General features: G+C 51.9%; 17 protein-coding genes. 4 read left to right on the top strand and 13 right to left on the bottom strand.

Going from position 1 to position 17,827, the window contains the following annotated elements; genetic code table 11:
- Positions 1-202 precede the first annotated feature (202 nt).
- The 7 genes from AXA67_10175 to AXA67_10145 form a co-directional block, all read right to left on the bottom strand.
- Positions 203-457 carry a hypothetical protein gene (locus tag AXA67_10175; protein ID KXJ40218.1) on the bottom strand — a complete coding sequence of 85 codons (255 nt, stop codon included), beginning with the start codon at positions 455-457 and terminating at the stop codon, positions 203-205.
- 91 nt (positions 458-548) lie between these two features.
- On the bottom strand, positions 549-1,184 hold the full coding sequence (locus AXA67_10170) for a hypothetical protein (protein KXJ40217.1): 636 nt from the start codon (positions 1,182-1,184) through the stop codon (positions 549-551).
- Positions 1,156-2,523 (bottom strand): hypothetical protein, encoded by a 1,368-nt coding sequence (locus tag AXA67_10165; GenBank protein ID KXJ40216.1) that lies wholly within the window; start codon positions 2,521-2,523, stop codon positions 1,156-1,158. The genes AXA67_10170 and AXA67_10165 overlap by 29 nt, the downstream gene beginning before the upstream one ends.
- Before the next feature lie 182 nt (positions 2,524-2,705).
- Complete coding sequence (locus tag AXA67_10160) at positions 2,706-3,329, bottom strand: hypothetical protein (protein ID KXJ40215.1); 624 nt, start codon at positions 3,327-3,329, stop codon at positions 2,706-2,708.
- An 18-nt stretch (positions 3,330-3,347) separates the two neighbouring features.
- On the bottom strand, positions 3,348-3,953 hold the full coding sequence (locus AXA67_10155; GenBank protein KXJ40214.1) for a hypothetical protein: 606 nt from the start codon (positions 3,951-3,953) through the stop codon (positions 3,348-3,350).
- Positions 3,947-4,684: a glucose 1-dehydrogenase gene (locus AXA67_10150; protein KXJ40213.1), complete on the bottom strand. Its 738-nt coding sequence runs from the start codon at positions 4,682-4,684 to the stop codon at positions 3,947-3,949. Before AXA67_10150 ends, AXA67_10155 begins: the two co-directional genes overlap by 7 nt.
- A 2-nt stretch (positions 4,685-4,686) precedes the next feature.
- Entirely contained in the window at positions 4,687-5,331 is a 645-nt protein-coding gene (locus AXA67_10145; protein KXJ40212.1) for a hypothetical protein, read from the bottom strand.
- Positions 5,332-5,498: 167 nt separating this feature from the next.
- Here AXA67_10145 and AXA67_10140 point away from each other — a divergent pair, with 167 nt between their 5' ends.
- The 3 genes from AXA67_10140 to AXA67_10130 all read left to right on the top strand — a co-directional run bounded on the left by AXA67_10140 (position 5,499) and on the right by AXA67_10130 (position 9,456).
- Entirely contained in the window at positions 5,499-7,064 is a 1,566-nt protein-coding gene (locus AXA67_10140) for a Fis family transcriptional regulator (protein ID KXJ40211.1), read from the top strand.
- A 357-nt stretch (positions 7,065-7,421) separates the two neighbouring features.
- A complete protein-coding gene (locus AXA67_10135; protein ID KXJ40210.1) occupies positions 7,422-8,810 on the top strand; it encodes an MBL fold metallo-hydrolase in 1,389 nt (462 codons plus the stop codon).
- A gap of 4 nt (positions 8,811-8,814) precedes the next feature.
- The gene (locus AXA67_10130) at positions 8,815-9,456 is read left to right on the top strand and encodes a hypothetical protein (GenBank protein ID KXJ40209.1); all 642 of its coding nucleotides are present in this window, start codon (positions 8,815-8,817) and stop codon (positions 9,454-9,456) included.
- A 14-nt stretch (positions 9,457-9,470) separates the two neighbouring features.
- On the opposite strand, the gene AXA67_10125 is transcribed toward AXA67_10130, so the two are convergent.
- From AXA67_10125 to AXA67_10105, 5 genes are all read right to left on the bottom strand, one after another.
- Entirely contained in the window at positions 9,471-10,580 is a 1,110-nt protein-coding gene (locus AXA67_10125; GenBank protein ID KXJ40208.1) for an antibiotic ABC transporter permease, read from the bottom strand.
- Between the two features lie 2 nt (positions 10,581-10,582).
- Complete coding sequence (locus AXA67_10120) at positions 10,583-11,701, bottom strand: hypothetical protein (protein ID KXJ40207.1); 1,119 nt, start codon at positions 11,699-11,701, stop codon at positions 10,583-10,585.
- A 1-nt stretch (position 11,702) separates the two neighbouring features.
- Positions 11,703-13,436 carry an ABC transporter ATP-binding protein gene (locus tag AXA67_10115; protein ID KXJ40400.1) on the bottom strand — a complete coding sequence of 578 codons (1,734 nt, stop codon included), beginning with the start codon at positions 13,434-13,436 and terminating at the stop codon, positions 11,703-11,705.
- Positions 13,417-14,466 carry a hemolysin D gene (locus AXA67_10110; protein KXJ40206.1) on the bottom strand — a complete coding sequence of 350 codons (1,050 nt, stop codon included), beginning with the start codon at positions 14,464-14,466 and terminating at the stop codon, positions 13,417-13,419. The genes AXA67_10115 and AXA67_10110 overlap by 20 nt, the downstream gene beginning before the upstream one ends.
- A gap of 291 nt (positions 14,467-14,757) precedes the next feature.
- Positions 14,758-16,197 (bottom strand): hypothetical protein, encoded by a 1,440-nt coding sequence (locus tag AXA67_10105; GenBank protein ID KXJ40205.1) that lies wholly within the window; start codon positions 16,195-16,197, stop codon positions 14,758-14,760.
- Positions 16,198-16,464: 267 nt separating this feature from the next.
- Between AXA67_10105 and AXA67_10100 the strand changes: the two genes are divergently transcribed.
- A complete protein-coding gene (locus AXA67_10100; protein ID KXJ40204.1) occupies positions 16,465-17,019 on the top strand; it encodes a hypothetical protein in 555 nt (184 codons plus the stop codon).
- Between the two features lie 96 nt (positions 17,020-17,115).
- On the opposite strand, the gene AXA67_10095 is transcribed toward AXA67_10100, so the two are convergent.
- The coding region (locus AXA67_10095; protein KXJ40203.1) for a methane monooxygenase/ammonia monooxygenase subunit C at positions 17,116-17,827 on the bottom strand (712 nt) is incomplete at its 5' end.

Here is a 17,827-nt window from a genome sequence, read left to right as displayed (position 1 = left end):
AGGAAATTGTTGACTTTTTGCCGTCAATCTGGGTGAGCGGGATAGTTTGATCGGGCAGATCGGCGTTTCCCACAAGGATTTTTCTCGTTCAACAAGGCGCATAGAGTGATTTTTAGCTGTTTTCCCATCTTCAGGCCGAGGGGGATGGCAAACCCCGATGGGTCACTCCCGGTTCGGGCCTTTTGTTTCAGCGCGAGATCAGTCAACCATATTCGATGCGCCTCGGGGCGATTTCAGTTACCGCAATCAGATGACCGGCTTTACAATGTGGGCAGATGGGTGCTTGAGAATGCCCCATTTCCGATTGTCTGCTGTCCAACTCGAGCTGGCCGGGTTCATCGCTTGTTTCTTTGGATGCCAGGCAGGCACGGATTCTGGCCAGCTTGGTTTTCCGGCAGCGGTTGGCGAGAAAGCCGAAGTGGCGGATGCGCATAAAGCCCTGGGGCAGAGTGAACACCAGGCAACACTGACTGTTGTGTGTTCCTCAAGGAGATTCGGTTTGATTATCACTGCCACCATTTGAAATTGATTTCCGGTCACCCCGATTTCTACGTCACCTCGTACATATAAGCCAACCGCACCAGTTCTGCCACGGTATTGACCTCCAGCTTCTTTTTGATTTGGGTAATGTAATTGGCGGCGGTTTTTTGGCTGATGTGGAGATTGCCGGCGATGTCGTGAATGGTCTGGCCGCGGATGGCGAGGCAGAAGACTTCGAATTCGCGTTGGGTCAGGACAAGTATGGGGTTTTTACCGTCATCGCCGCGGGCGTAATGGAGTACCAGTTGTTGGGCGATGGTTTCCAGCACATAGCTTTGTCCCTGGGCGATTTTTTCAATGGCTTCCGGCAAGATGGTGGGGTCGGAGTTTTTACTGATGTAGCCCTTGGCGCCGGCTTCCAAGGCCCGTTGGGCGTAGAGGACTTCTTCGTGCATGGTGAAAACCAGGATCTTGGCGTTTTTATCGCGGGCGACAATCCGGCGGATGACCGATAATCCCCCGGCGCCGGGCAGGGATAAATCGAGCACCAGCACATCGGGCTGGTGGGCGAAATATTCCTGATAGGCTGAATTGCTGTCATCCGCTTCGGTGACAATTTCGATGTTGTCGCTCTGGTCCAGCAGAAACCGGTAGCCGGCCCGGACTACGGCGTGATCATCGGCAAGCATGACGCGGATGGTCATCGCCTTGTGCCTCTTCAAAGGGTAATAAAACCCGCAGGTGAAAACCCTGTCCCGGCGCGGTGGTGCATTCAAACCGCCCGTTCAGGCTTTCCACCCGTTCTTGCATGCCGATGAGCCCATAGCCGCTGGAGGTTTCCAGCGCCGCGCCCCGGCCATCGTCTTCAATCCGGATTTCAAGCCAACTGCGGCGGGGAATATCAAATTGGACGACATTCAGTTCGAGCCTGACGTTTTTTGCCTGGGCGTGTTTGAAAACATTGGTCAGCGATTCCTGAACGATGCGGTAGGCGTGTATTTGTTGCTCGGGGGGGAAAGTATCCACTTCCCTGGCGCAATGATGCTGAATCCTGATATCGGGGTGGTGTTGGGACCAGTTGCTTACCAGGGTATCGATGGAGGCCGCCAGGCCAAGATCGTCCAGCATTAGGGGACGGAGTTTGTGGATCATGGTACGGATGACATTGAAAAGATGGTCCACCTGTTCGCTTATCAAGGCGGCTGCTTGAATGGCCTGATCCGGTTCCCGGTGCTGTTTGATGCCCAATGCCATCATTTTGATGGCGCTGAGCACCTGCCCCAGCTCGTCGTGAAGTTCCCGCGCCAGTGCCCGCCTTTCTTCTTCTTCCACCTTCAGGAGCTGGCGGGTGAGCCCGCGGTTTTTGGCCCGGGTCTGTTCCAGGACGCCGGCGCAGTGATTAAATGCCGTGGCGATGCGGTTCCATTCCGGTTGGGAAAATTCCGGCAAGCGGTGTCCATAATCTTCCCTTTCCAGAGCCACCAGCCCCTCCAATACCGCGTTGACGGGCTCGAATGCCCGTCCCAGCACCCAATACAACGCGGCGAAGGTGCCGCCTGCCAGCAGCAAAATCAAGCCCAGAAATACGCGGGTTTCTTCCCAGGCTTCGACAATTTCGTCTTCCGGATGGGCCACTAAGGCAACCCGAAGCTGATTTCCGTTGGCTAAAGGAATATTTTGCCGTATCACCATGGGCGATGGATGAACCAGCCGGGAAAACCAGCGGGGAACCCCCTCAATGGTATTGTGCGCAGGCAGCGGCAGAGATTGCTCGCCTTGCAGGATATAAAGCCGCACGTGCCTGGCTTGGTTAAATCGTTTCTTCAGGCTGGTCCAGGGATCCGTCTGGTTGTCGGCGGGGCGATTCGTTTCCACCATTTCCCGGGCCAGTTGCAGGGCGGATTGGGTTTCCCGCGCCACCGACTCGCGCACGTGCCGGATCACCAGAAAACAGCCGATACAGACGATGACCGCCAGGATTATAGCAATCATCATGCTGACTCGGGTTCTCAAATCAAACCGGCTCAAAATCATAGGGCGCATTGTGGAGGATCCCTCCCTGAAACACCATAGGAAATTGTCCCTTTATAGATTGTTTGGCTACGGTGTGCCAAGAGGAATTGGCTGGCTGTCGATGGTTGTTTTCAGTATAAGGTGCCTTGCGGAATGAAAAGATCGCCGTTTTTTACTTGGTTGCCATCTTGCAACCGTCAAGCATGCCGTGACTAAACTGGAAATCGGTTTGATCCCATGCTCAACAAATATCCAGCCCAGATTAGTAAAAAAATACCGCTAATGCCTGAAATATACCTCGGATTTACTGGCAGGAGTTTTTCTGCCGTCACCAGCGCCGTAATTATAAGCATTCCAATTAGGCTCATAGTGCCGATTCCAAGCATCAACAACATCAATGCCCAACAACAACCCAAACAAATCAAGCCGTATTTGAAGCCCATGGAAATTGCCCCGTTCCATCCCTTCTGCCAGGAGTTCATGATGAATCCCAAGGGGGTGCGGCATCTTGTTAAGCATGCATTTTTCCACCAGGATAATTGATAGAGCCCCGCAATGATGAAAAGCCCAGCCGCGAATCTTTGTTGTTCCAACGAAGTGAAGGACAACAATACACTGCGTTGAATGCCCCATTGCAAGATAGCAAGAATCAGGCTGAACACGAGCCATATTCCAAAATATCCCAACATAAAATTCAGCGACAACCACTGTGCGTTTTGATGTCGTTTGAGCGATACCTGGTGAAATAGCGAAATCACCGGCAAACTTGAAGGCATCATCATTACACTCATCATCACAATCCAAACTAAAGCAAGTGGAAGCAAATCGATATGCATAATGATCGTTTCCATCATTTAAGGATGGTAGGTAAAAGAGGAATAAAAACCATTGCGTCCCGTAAATTGCCAGTGAAACCCTTGATCTTGATAACTGTGAAGGCGCGAGCGGGCGACCGAAGATGGGTGGCTTGGAACCACACATAACGGAGGATTTTCAATTTTTGGGACACCTCCATTAATTCCTTCAATACCTTCTATTTCTACCTCAGCAACGCCTTCGATCACCATGTGACGATATTTGCCGTTCGCCTCAAAGGTTATTCTGGCCCGAAAACTGCCCAAAATTTCCGAGACAAAATCCATGAGTAATGCCGGTTGTCCGCCCTCTTGACCGCTATAGATCCGTTCCAAGGCATGGCATTGATCATTATCTGCTTGTTGGTCAATATACAAGGCAGCTTGCCATTGCCCATCTTTCATATTCCCGGGAGCATAACAGGCCAAGGCTACATTCAGGTCATTCAGCTTTGTCTGTTCAAGGTGACCTTCATTAATGTGCCAGGCCACGAGTAATTTGCATTCTCCCTCAGAAGGGGGGTTAAGCCATATGCAAGGACAGGCGACTTGACAGTTGCAGGTTTCAAAATATTCTCCTTCAAGATGCCAGTATGTTTTCAAAATGCCTCCTTAAACGGTCTAAGATCAAGTTCTTGGGTCCATGCGGTGGGTGATTGAGTATGCAAATACCAATAAGCATCTGCAATTGCCTCAAGGCTGAGCATTGCGTCGTCGTCTTTATTTCGCACAAGATCTGGGAATTGCTTGTGAGCCCGTTCGCCGTTGATTATTCCGTCGATGATGACGTGGGCCACATGAATGCCTTGAGGACCAAACTCTTTTGCCATTCCCTGGGCAAGTGCTCTCAGGGCGAATTTGGCGCAGGCAAAGGCAGTAAAAGGCGGGCGCGCTCTGAGCGAAGCGCTGGCACCGGTAAAGATAATGGTCCCGCGCTCCTCCTTAACCATTCGTTTCGCGGCTTCTTTTCCTACCAAAAAAGCTGCCAGGCAATTGGCCTGCCATAAGTGCTTAAAAGTCGAGCAGTCTGTCTGTAACAGAGGCGCTTTTTGGTTGTAGTCTACAGTGCAGGTAACTAATTCCGGAATTAAGCCATGGGTTTCGACTGTTTCAAAAAGCGTTCGTACTTGAGCCTCTTGTGTGGCATCAATTGTGATTGGAATAGCAGTGCCGCCTGAGGCATTGATCTGGTCGGCCACGGTTAATAGTTTTGGTTGGGTGCGTCCGGCGATAAAAACCGTCAACCCCTCACGGGCGAAACGTTTAGCCAGACTAGCGCCTAGGCCCCGGGCGGGGCCCACGCCAACAACAACTGCCGCGGATGATTGTTCCGGCATGGTTAGCGACTAAAGACAAGCGAAAAGTTATTGGCCGGCATATCGATTTGTTGAGCCAGTTGAAGCCCATGTCTATTAGCAGCGCTGCGTAAATCTGCGATATCTTTCAAGCCCCATTCTTCCACGCCTGCCGAACGCAATGTACGGTGAAATTGTTCATTGGATTCCGTAGTAAATGTCCCCTCCAACATGAACGGTCCGTAGATCATCAAGAAACCATCATCGGTTAATAGGCGGGAAGCACAGGCCATCATGCCTTCGGCAATACTGATTGGCGCCACCTGAAAAATATTGATGCAGAACATTGCCCGATAATTGCCTTGGGTCGGCCAAGTCGAGGCATCGGTTAAATCGAGAACAATCGGATCTTTAATATTATGATTCGTACTGTCATTTCGTAGCTGTTTGATGTGGGTAAAAGTTTCTTCGTTTCGGTCAGACGGCTGAAAGGTTAAATGTGGAAAATGGGGAGCAAAATAATTGATATGCATGCCGCTGCCGCTTGCCAGTTCTAGTATTTCTCCCGATTCCCAAGTGAATTTTGTTTTCATCAGTTCAAGGATGGGGTCGCGGTTGCGTTTTCCTGCCCATGCAACGTATTCACTTAAAGGATGGGGATCTAAGGGAGGGCGTTCTTGTTCTGACATAGTGACCTCTTTGTTTAATGAACAATGACATTAATGAATGAGCAATTCTCATGCCAAACTTTAATGTGCGCCTAATCCTACGAAACACGTCACTTACCAATCGACATCTCAATAGGTTGTGAAATATAATTTCATTTGTGTGAAATTAATTTTCTTTTTTATAAATCATGAAAATGCCTGCTTTTTCAGCTTTGAATCCCATTTACTTCCTGCAAACCTTTGTCCTGGAATTGCTCCACGCATGCGAACAGCATGGTGGGGCAAAGGGAGAGTATATTGAACATATTGCTCATAGTGCAGGACGTTTTTTTGAAGAAACGTATCGCAATGACTTTTCCTTGCAGGCGCCATTGGACGTCGAACGATACGTGGATTTGATTCTTAGTTTGAAAAACCATATCGGCGGCAACTTTTCTCTTGATTCCAGTGACTCAAAAAGCGTCCGTGTCGTTAATACCCGCTGTCCCTTTGGCGAAGGCGTGAAAAATTTCCCGGAACTTTGCCGCATGACTTCTAGTGTTTTTGGAGGCATTGCTGCCCGCAATTTTGGCTATGCAAAGGTGCATATCAGCGAGTGTATTGCCCAGGGGAATAGTCACTGCAGAGTGTGCATTCACTTAGATCGGGATTATGCTCAAGAACAACCAGGACGGGAATATCTAGCTCCAGAGGTGGCGGAAAAAGAGCGGGAAGAGATTGATGCCCTGCAGTCTCAAATTGATGAGCAATTGCACAAATTATGGCTACAAAGCGGCGGCAAACGCGGGCGCAAAGACGAAATAATCGCAAGGCCGACTATCGTCGCTGATTCCGTGCCGATGCGGAAAGTACTCAAAGCGATTCAAAAAATTGCTCCCACCGATGCTACAGTGCTGGTTCAGGGAGATACAGGGGTGGGAAAGGAGTTGGTTGCTCATGCCATTCACGCCATGAGCCATAGGGCTGACCGCCCTTTTATTGCAATAAACTGTGGCGCTATTCCTGAAACTTTGATTGAAAGCACACTTTTTGGCCATGAAAAGGGGGCGTTTACCGGTGCAATTGATGTCCATCAAGGTGTCTTCGAACGGGCCGAAGGCGGCACTTTGTTTCTTGACGAGGTGGATTCTTTGTCACAACAGGCTCAGGTGCGGTTGCTGCGGGTGCTGCAGGAAGGGGAAATCGAACGTGTTGGCGGCAAACGTGTGATCGCCGTGAATGTCAGAATTATTGCCGCGACCCATCAAGATTTATCAAAACTTGTTGAGGCGGGTTTATTTAGGGAAGACTTGTATTACCGGATTCATGTGATCCGGTTGGCTATCCCCCCTCTGAATCAACGTCAAGAAGATCTACCCGCGTTAGTTCAGCTGATCTTACAGCGTTTGAATAAGAGATATGGGCGGAATATCAATGGTGTCAGCCGGGAGGTAATGCAGAAAATCCGGCAATACTCCTGGCCAGGCAACGTTCGTGAACTTGAAAATGTATTAGAACGCAGCTTTCTTTTCGCCGAAGGGCCGGAGTTGAATCATCTTGAATTGGAAGCCGAAGATTCCGCCGTTAAAGAATGGCCATTGTTAAAGAAGCAAGCATTGGAAAGCGCGGAAAAGTCTTTTCTTGTCGAGGCGTTAAAACGCCACCGGGGAAACGTGCCGGAAATTGCGGCATCAATGGGTTTAACGACGCGCGCCGTATACTTAAAGTTAAAACGTTATCAACTGACCGCTTCAACTTACCGGGTGGAAGGGTGACCTTCACCCAAGCACGCCTATATGCTTCAACTTTCAGCTATTGTGGGCCGTTAGTAAAATTAGCCCAAGGCATCGAAAATAAGGGGGATCCTGCTCATTCAATTTATTGTCGAATAGATTTTCCTTCTGGCTAATAAGTATTGACTGACGCCTTTATCCTTACCCTGCTTGAAGGGGCTTGGAATTTTATCTTTGGCCATAAATGACTGAGTCAACTTTCATTGACTCGAGACTCTGTCTTTGCCGATGATCTTACAAGTTTTTCTCAAACCGTAACTGGGAACCCTGCTTAAGATCATGGTATCTTGTCTCCTCCGGCGTAACGATAAAACCATTCAGGGGTTGAGGGAGAATTAAATGCATATTGCGTTTCATGGTGCCGCAGGCGGAGTCACCGGTTCCTGCCATTTACTCGAGGTGGCGGGGAAAAGGCTTTTGATTGATTGCGGCATGTACCAGGGCAGCCGAGAGTTGGAAGAGGAAAATGCCGAGCCCTTCGGCTTCGATCCCGAAAGCATTGATTTCGTCCTGCTTACCCATGCCCATCTGGATCACTGCGGCCGTTTGCCATTATTGGTAAAGCGGGGCTTTAGGGGGGAAATTATTACCACTGGCGCCACCCGGGATTTGGCCAAGTTGGTGATGATGGACGCCGCCCATTTGGCGGAAGAAGAGGCGCGGCGCAAAACCCACAAAGCCAGAATCGCCGGCGGTAAGGAAACCTTCGAACCGCTATATACCATGCTAGATGTCTTTGACGCTTTGGATTATTTCGGCCGGCGGACGGACTACAATAAGCCGACCGCCATCGCCAAGGGTATCCGGGCGACATTCATTGATGCTGGGCATATCCTTGGGTCAGCGTCTGTTTTGCTGCAACTCCATGAGGGTGAACGGCGTTTGAAGGTGCTATTTTCGGGAGACTTGGGCAACAAAGGCAGGCCCATATTACGTGATCCCGCCCGACCGCCTAAAGCCGATGTCGTCGTGATGGAGAGTACCTACGGCAACCGCAACCACAAACCCGTGCCTCCGTCGGTGGCAGAACTCTACGAAGGGATTCTTGACACCTTGGATCGGGGCGGTAATGTCATTATTCCCACGTTTGCCCTGGAACGGGCCCAGGAGATTCTTTACTTTCTCCGGGAAGGCATCGAACAAAGAAAGATTCCCCGCTATCTGCCGGTGTTTCTGGATTCGCCCATGGCGATTTCCGCCACGGAAATCTTTCGCCGCCACCCGGAATGTTATGACCGGGAGGCTTGCGCTATCTTTCGCGAAGGGAGTGATCCTTTTGCTCTGCCCGAGCTCCACTTTACCCGGGAAACCGCCGAATCCATGCGCCTGAATCAAATTCATGCCGGGGCTGTTATCATGGCGGGTTCTGGCATGTGCACCGGCGGCCGGGTTCGTCACCATCTCAAGCATAATTTGGCCAGGCCGGAGTGCAGCGTGATCTTTGTCGGCTATGCCGCCCGTGGCACTTTGGCCAGGGCCATTATTGACGGGGCAAAAACCGTACACATTTTCGGCAAGGAAATTCAGGTAAAGGCTAAAATTTATACCATTGGCGGTTTTTCCGCCCACGCCGGGCAATCGGAATTAGTGGAATGGCATCGTCATACCGGCAGGCCCGAAAAGACTTTTTTGGTCCATGGGGAAAATGACGCCATCACCACCTTGGCCGGGATGTTACAACCATCGCCAGTGGAAATCCCCCAATTGCACCAGCGTTATCCCATATAAGCCAATGGAAAGCTATAGCTATTATTTGCAGGCTTTTATCGGCATGCTGGCCATTGTCAATCCCTTGGGGGCCGTGCCCGTCTTCCTGGCTCTGGCTGGAGAGCGCGGGCATACTGAAAGAGCGGCGATTGCCCGCAAAGCGGCCTTGACGGTATTTCTGGTCTTGCTCACGTCAGTCTGGATTGGCGATGAGATATTGAAATTCTTTGGTATCAGTGTGGCGGCCTTCCGGGTAGGCGGCGGCTTGCTGATTTTACTGATGGCGATTGCCATGCTCCATGCCCGCCAAAGTCATGCGGCTCATACCGAGGATGAAGCCGAGGAGGCAGCCAGTCAGGAAAGTATTGCCGTGGTGCCATTGGGCATTCCATTGATGGCGGGTCCAGGAGCGATCAGTTTGGTCATTGTCATTGCCCATCAAATCCATGCGTGGATAGATCGCCTTTGGTTGAGTTTGTGCGTGGCAGGGGTTGCGGTATTGGTTTGGCTGGCCTTGCATTTGGCGGAGCCCATTGGCAGAGCACTGGGCGTTACCGGACTGAATATCATGATCCGGATTATGGGGTTGTTGCTGGCCGCCATTGGCGCGCAAATTTTATTCGAGGGTGGGGTGGCTTTGGTGCTTCAATTACTGCCAAGCAGTTGAAAAATTTTGATCGATTAATACAGCCGGTGACGGAACAGCCACGCGGCGAGGGCGAGGTTGAAAAGGCCGATCAGAGCCATCGGCCAGAACTGGGGCCAAAGAATGGTGAAGGGGCTGTCGGCCAGGAAAGTGCTGCGGACAATGACGAGAAAGTAACGCATCGGGTCGAGATAGGTTATCGCCTGCACGAATTCGGGCATGTTTTCGATGGGGGTGGCGAAACCGGAAAGAATCACCGCCGGGACAATAAACAGAAACGCCCCCAGCAGCCCTTGTTGCTGAGTGACGGACAGAGATGAGATCATCAGGCCCACGCCGATGGCGGCGAGTAAATAGAGTGACATGCCGGTATAAAGAATCCACCAAGTGCCACGAAAGGGCACTTCAAACCAAAAGATAGCCACCGCCACAATCAGGCTGCCTTCTAATAAACCGATGATAAATGGCGGGATGGATTTGCCCATCAGAATCTCGAAGGGGGTGATGGGGGTGACCAGGAGCTGGTCGAAGGTGCCTTGTTCCCGCTCCCGCGCCACCGTCAAGGCCGTGGTCACCATGGTGACCACCAAGGTCAAGAGGGCAACGATGCCGGGAACGATGAACCAGCGGCTTTGCAGTGATTCATTGAACCAAGCCCGGGTTTCCAGAAATGCCGGCGGCGAAGCTTGCCCCTGTCTTTGCAGCCACTGGAGGTTGAAATCCGCCAGAATGGTGCGCAAATAGCCCAAGGTAATCAGGGCAGTGTTGGAATTGCGTCCATCGATGAGAATCTGAATGGGCGCGGTGCCGCCACGGGCCTGGCGTTCGCTGAAACGGGGCCCGAAGTGGATCACAAACAGCACCTGGCGGTGGTCAATCAGGGGGGCGATGTCGCGGTCACGCCTGATTTCCCTGACCTCGGTAAATATGGTGGAACCGCGTAATCTGGCCAGTACTTGTTGTGACAATTCCCCCCGGTCTTCGTTGTAGAGGGCATAAGGAATGTCGTTGAGATCGAAGGTGGCGGCATAACCGAATACCATAAGCTGCACCAGCGGGGGGACGATGACCACGAAGCGGCTGCGTTTGTCCTTGAGCAGGGCCAGAAATTCCTTGATGATCAGATGCCAGATGCGTTGAATCATGCTCACTCCAGGCGTTTGCGCGAGATTTGCCGGGTTCTCCCCAGAAAGAAAGCAGCCATGATCACCAATGCCAGGAGATTGGGCCAGAGAATCGGCCAGATATCGCCGGCGAGAAACACCGTTTGCAAGATGGCGACATAATAGCGCGCTGGCACCAAGTGCGTGATCCATTGAATAAACGTGGGCATGCTGCGAATTTCGAAGATAAATCCAGAGAGAATAAACGCGGGCAAGAAGGTGACGATAATGGCGATTTGTCCAGCGACAAACTGATTTTTGGCGATAGTGGAGATCAACAGCCCCATGCCCAGCGCCACCAATAAAAACAACGACGATCCCAACCACAAAAGCCAGAACGAGCCGCGTAGAGGCACGTCGAACAGCCACACCGCCATCGCCACCGAGAGCAACAGGCCACCGGTTCCCAGCAGGAAATAGGGGATGATCTTGCCGAGTAGAATTTCACCCATGGTCACCGGCGTCGACATCAACGCCTCCATGGTGCCCCGTTCCCATTCTCTTGCCACCACCAGGGAGGTCAGCAAGGCGCCAATCAAAGTCATGATCACGGCGATCAATCCCGGAACCAGGAAGTTGCGGCTCTCGACCCCGGCGTTGAACCAAATGCGCTGCTGGATCTCGATGGGCTGCGTCAAGGCGGTTCGGGTGACTTGCGAACGGCGTGTCAACCACTGGATCCAAGTGCCGGTGACATACCCTTCCACCAAGCGGGCGGTGTTGGCGTCTATGCCATTGACAATAAGCTGAATCGGGGCGCCTTCACCTCCTTTGAGACGGCGGACGAAATTTTCCCGCAGACGCACGATGCCGCGGGCATCGCCGGACATCAGCAGTGATTCGGCTACGGGCATGGTGGCGGCTGGTATGGGGATAAAATACTCAGAGTGATAAAAGCTGCTGGTGAAGCTGGTGGCCTCAGGACTGGGCTGTTCTACCACCAGTGCCAAAGGCACCCGTTTGGCATCGAGGGATACGCCATAGCCAAACAGCAGCAGTAAGATCACCGGTAATACGAAAGCGATGGCAATACTGGACGGGTCGCGAATCACTTGGATGAATTCTTTGCGGATCAAGGCGCGGATGCGGTGGTTGTTGGTCATATTAGTTTGCGGCAGGGGTTTCAGTTTCCAGCAGGCGAATGAAAGCATCTTCCAAGGTTGGATGGGGAAGATCCGGGGTACGGGCGTGTTGGCGAATTGCTTCGGGGGTTCCCGCAGCTAAAATCGTCCCGGCTTGCATAATCACGATCCGGTCACAATATTCGGCTTCTTCCATAAAATGGGTGGTGACCAGGACAGTGACTCCTTGCTCGGCCAGCGCATTGATACGCATCCAAAACTCACGCCGGGCCAAGGGATCGACGCCGGAAGTTGGTTCGTCGAGAAATAAGATCTCTGGCTGATGGAGCAGGGCGCAGGCCATGGCGAGGCGCTGCTTGTAACCGAGGGGAAGGTCAATTGCCCGCTGGCGAAGGTAGGGAGCCAGTTCGAAAGCCTCGACGGCCCAGCCGATTCTTTGTTGCCGTTCCTGCTTGACGAGACCATAGACCCCGCTGAAAAATTTCAAATTCTCACCGGCGCTCAATTGGCCATAAAGGGAAAACTTTTGCGCCATGTAGCCAAGCCGGGCCCGGGCCTTGGCAGGCGCCTTGCGCATATCCACCCCGGCCACCAGGGCCTGTCCCTCGCTGACGGGCAGCAGGCCGCACAGCATCCGGAAGGTGGTGGTTTTACCCGCGCCGTTGGCGCCTAAGAGACCAAAGACCTCCCCCCGCCTGACTTCAAAGCTGATGCCCTTGACCGCATAAAAATCACCAAACCGGCGTTTGAGTTGTTCCACCATAATAACTGGTTTGCCATCGTCTGTTTGCGGCCGTTTAGGGAGAATGAGTTCGGCGCTACTGGATGCCGTCACATGCTGCGCCAGAGTGGCGACAAAATAGTCTTCCAGTCTTGGCGGGGCGGGTACTAATTCGGCATGTTTATGATCTTCCAGCTTGGGGGAACTGGTTTGTGCCGTGACCAGGCGAACCCAATCTCCTTGAATGACAGTATCGAGGATTTCGGGATGGGCCGCCAACTGCCGTTGCAGTTTGCGTTTGTGCAGGCCGGAAGCGCGGGCGAGGTAGACCCTTCCTGTCATTTGCTGGCTGAATTGCTCGGGGGGTGCTTGTCCAAGCAGGCGGCCCTGGTGAATAAGAATGACCTCCTGACAGCGCTGGGCTTCATCCAGATAGGCTGTGCTCAATAGCACTGTCAGTCCATGGCTTTTGACTTGGCTATAGATAATTTCCCACAATTCCCGCCGGGACACGGGATCCACGCCCACAGTAGGTTCATCGAGCAGCAATAGGCGGGGATTGCCGACCAAGACGCAGGCCAGTCCCAGCTTTTGTTTCATGCCCCCGGATAAACGTCCGGCCAGCCGGGCGGTAAATGGTTGCAGCCCGGTCATAGGCAGGAGCGATTGGTAGCGCTCGGCCCTTCGTGCCACTGGCAGGCCTTGCAGATCCGCGTAAAGATCGAGATTTTCCTGGACCGTCAAGTCCTCATAAAGCCCGAAGCGTTGCGGCATATATCCCAACTGCGCTTGGACTTTTTGCGCTTGCTGGGTTGCATCGAGGCCAAAGACGCTAATCCGGCCTTGATCTGGGATTAGCAGGCCAGCGATTAGTCGAATCAGGGTGCTTTTACCGGCGCCATCCGGGCCAATCAGGCCGGTAACCGTGGCCTTTGCTAATTTAGCGCTAAAATGATCCAGCGCCGTGATATTGCCAGGGAAGGTTTTCTGGATACCGTCGATCCAGACAGCGGATTCAGTGCTCACGAACGGCAGACGTTTGCTGTCGGCAGGGCAAGGCTTCGATTTTTGCCTCACTACCCAGTGGGACGGTAACGGTTACTGGCATACCGAGGCGCAGTTCTCCCTGAGGATTACAAGCATAGACCCGCACTTGATACACCAGGTGGGTGCGTAATTCTTCGGTCTGTACCGTCTTGGGCGTGAATTCGGCGGTGGGGGAAATATAGCCGACCCAGCCGCGATAGCGTTTATCCGGGAAACTGTCGGTTTTGATTTCGGCGACCATGCCGGGACGGATTTTGCCCAAATCGGGTTCGGAAACATAGACCCGGGCCCACAGAGGATCGGTGAGGGCCAAAGTATAAACAGGACGCTGCGGGGTTGCCATGTCGCCAGGTTCCAATATGCGGTCGCGAATGACACCGTCGGCCGGGGCATATAAATGGGCGTCTTCCAAATCGTGTTGCGCCAGGGCCAGTTGGGCGCGCAAGGCAACCAACCGGGCTTTGGCCGCGGCGATATCCTCTTTCCGGGGGCCTTCAATCGCCAAGCTCAGCGCTTCTTCGGCATTCTTGCGGCGGGCAGTGGCGGCTTGGGCGGCAGCTTTGGCATTGTCCACGTCTTCCTTGGAGACGAGCTTGCGGGGCAGGAGTTTTTTCAGCCTTTTATAAGTGAGCCAAGCGATGGTTTCTTCGGCTTTGGCTTCTTCCAGAAGGTCTCGGGCCTGGCGGATTTCCTGGGGGCGGCTGCCATTTTTCAGCTTTTGCACCAGGGCTTGTTGTGCGGCGACTTCAGCCCTGAGGCGTTCCACTTCCGCCTGAAAGCGCTCTAATTCCAGCTCCGCCATGAGTTGTCCGCGTTCGACCTTATCACCTTCCCAGAATAAGACTTTTGCCAGCCGTTCCGAGGCATTGATGGCCAGATCCACTTCCCGGATATCGATGTTGCCATATAGCTTGAGTTCCGTGATGGCTCCATGGTTTTGCCGGTAACGCCACCAGCCGATGCCGATTGCAATCAAGGCCGCTAGGAGAATGATGAAAATTACAATTTGTCTTTTCATGGGCGGCTCTTTTGCACTCCCTGTTTTTTTAGGTTTAAATCAGACTTGGAATCATTGATTTGTTCGTCATTCCGGGTGAGCTGAAGTGGTATCTTTAAATCCAGTAGTTTTCTTCAGCGGGTTATGGATTCCCGCTTTCGCGGGAATGACAGCGACGCTGAGGTTTACCTATATCCTGAGTTTTACTCTTTCCGCCATTCCGGGCGAACTCCCGCGAAAGCAGGAGGAAGACTCGGAATCCAAAAGCGGGCTTCAAGAATAATAGGCGTTTTCCTAATCCGATAAATGTTCTCAGTCCAGTTTTGGTAAATGAGTAGCTCGAGACGCTTCTTTGGCGGATGAAATGGCATTTTCCTGAGTGGCGGCATCGGTCAGCCATTGATTCAATTGAATCAGATCTTCAGGGCTCAAAGTCCCAGCCCTGCGTTTGAGGCGGAGATTGGCCAAAACGTAATCCAACCTTGCGTTGGCGTAATCCTTGATGGCGGAATGCAGGGTTCTGACTGCATCCAGAACATCGACAATGTTGCGGGTGCCCACTTCATAGCCCGCTTCGGTGGCTTCCAGGGATGCCCGGCTGGAGATGACCGCCTTCTTGCCGGCATTGACCCGGGCGATGCTGGTCATGACATTGATATATTGGGCCCGGGTATCTTGAATGGTGTTGCGTTTGGCACCCAGATATTCTTCATTGGCCTTATCATATTCGGCATAGGCCTTGCGCCGGGCGGCGCTGATGCCGCCGCCGGCAAACAAGGGCATGTTCAGATTCAGGGAAACAGTGCCCTCGGTGGTGTCGATTTCAAGGTTTTCAACATTATCTCTTATGGTGTTGTTTCGTTCGATATCAGAATGGGTTTGGTCGAATCCGGCGTTGACGTTTATTTTGGGGAAGTGTTCGGCGCCCGCTGCCCGGGCCGCCTGTAAAGCTGCTTTTTGGCCATACTCGGCGACTTTAATGTCGTAGTTATGTTGTTGTGCGAACTGAATCCATTTATCCAGGTTCAATGGCTCTGGTTTGGCAACAGGATAGTCTTCTTTGAGCACGGCCAACTGCGAATGCTGCCGCCCTGTCAATACAGAGAGCTGTTCCTTGGCGACTTGCAACGCGCCTTCATCGGCCAGTCGATTGGCAAGGGCGAGGTCATGGGCGGCTTCCGCTTCCCGGACATCGGTGATGGCCGCCAGTCCCACGTCAAAGCGTTGCCGGGTTTGGTCCAATTGCCGCTTTGTGGCGATTTCCTGTGCTGTTGAAGCGCCTAGGTTGGCACGGGCCCGCAAAACTTCGATATAGGCTTCCACGACGCGCAGAATGAGGGATTGCTGGTCGGCGGCAAATTGCACTTGGGCTTTTTGAGTGAGCTGTTGACCCCGTTGAAACCGGAACCAGGCGGTCAGATCGAAAATGGGTTGATTGAGGCTGGCGCCCCAGTTTTTGGTTTTTCGATTGCTTTTCGTGTTATTGGGAACAGTGACCCCGCCAATGGGAAACTGTCCCAAGTTCTCTGTACGGGTAAAGGTTAACCCGGCTTTGATATCCACCTTGGGTAGAAGGCCCGCTCTGCCGAGATTTTTTTCCTCCAAACCTGCTCGCAAGCTTGCCTGCGCTGCGCGGAAAGTGGGGTCGTTTTGCAGTGCGAGTTGGTAGATATCTAGCAGATCATCCGCATATGCCGTGACCGGGGACAGGCTGAGGGCTGCCAGGCAAAAATAAATCAATTTACTGAGCATAGAGGTGATGTGATTGAATCCTAATTTAGGCGATGATCATAGCCCACAAATTCGGAAGTTTCCAAATCAAGCGTAGTTTGAAGGAAATAGTGTGAAACATTCTCATATTAACAGATGAGCATTTTCTGTATTTCTTTGTTTACAAAAGGCCTTAAAGTTATGTAAGATTGGTCTCACAATAAATGAATGAAAAATGAACGAAGGGTTATCATCAAAACTGAGTGTCTTCATTCAACTAATTATCATCAAACAGCAAGGTTGGAAGCAATGGCTGAACATAAACACATTACCGAGCCAGATCCTTTTGGATATCAGGTCCGTATTGTCCGACGCGGGGTAGAGAGAAGCCGCTATTTTTCCCACAAATTATGGGGCGGCAAGAAAAAGTCCCTGAAAGCGGCGATAGATTGGCGGGATCAGATGTTGGTGATTTTAAAAGGTAGCCGCACCCGATTCATGAAAACTCCCCGAAATAAAATCTCTACCGGGATAACCGGTGTTTCAAGAACCATCAAATACGATAAGCGCAAAGACAAAAGCTATCTGTGTTATACGGTTTTTTGGATCAAGGATGGCACGCCCCGGAATAAGACCTTTCAAGTGGGCAATGTGGAAACCATTACCGCAGATGAGGAGTTGCATGCGTATCGAACCGCGGTTTTGTTCCGTAAGTCTTACGAATACGCTATAGACAATGACAAGTATTTTGACGATAGCCTGTTCAAAAACTGGAAGAATGTGAGACTTTATGAACTAGAGGATCAAGAGGATGCTTCTTCCCAGGAAATTGCGCTTCCGGAATTGAGGGCAGCTTTGGGGTAAGAATGTTTATTTGGAATGGAATATAAAAAGCCACGGTTCCTAAAGAACCGTGGCTTTTTCGTTAGTGTTAGAGCTTTGGAAGCTGTTCGGTTTGGTTTATTCTGCCCAAACTGCTTGGTCTTCGCCTACGCGAGCTACCGCTGCGTCGTAGACATCACCGCACAGGTCTTTGCCAATCAGGTTCAGGAAGCTGGCAAATACTTGCAGCAGCAAGCCCAAAATAGCCAGCGCGAACCAGCCAAAGAAGACAAAACCATAGTGCAATGGCGCTACAAACAGCTCTTCCATAAACCAGAAGGTGTGGCCCCATTCATTCAAACCAACATTCGGCAGAATCATGAAAGGACCTACCACGGTGATCAAATATGCCAAGGACAACCCTTTCTTCGCAAAATAAGGAAGACGGGTGTGGGCATAAATGAATGACGCAAAGCCAGTGATGATGTAGATCGGATAGCTCAGGTAGAACTCGATGATGTGGCTCGGCGTGAAGTCCGTGTCACGAACAATCGTTTGATGCCAAGTACCATCTTGCTCGGTGAAGTAGCTCGCACCCCAGTAAATGGCCCAGGCATATGCCACCAGCCAGATCAAATGGGTGAAGTTGCGACGCAGTTCTTCACGCGGCGCCAAGGCATCCAGATTGCGGTCACGGGTCTTCCACAGATAACCCCACAGCACCGAGGCTGTCACCACTTCCAGCACAATTTCAATGTACAGGAAGTTCATCCAGTAAGTTTCAAATTCCGGCGCAAAGGAATCCAGGCCGGCACTCCAGCCATAAACCCCTTCATACCACCGGACCCAC

The organism is Methylothermaceae bacteria B42, assembly GCA_001566965.1.
GTDB lineage: Bacteria > Pseudomonadota > Gammaproteobacteria > Methylococcales > Methylothermaceae > Methylohalobius.
The sequence above is the reverse complement of the archived record's forward strand: the minus strand, read 5'-3'. Positions and strand labels throughout refer to the sequence as shown.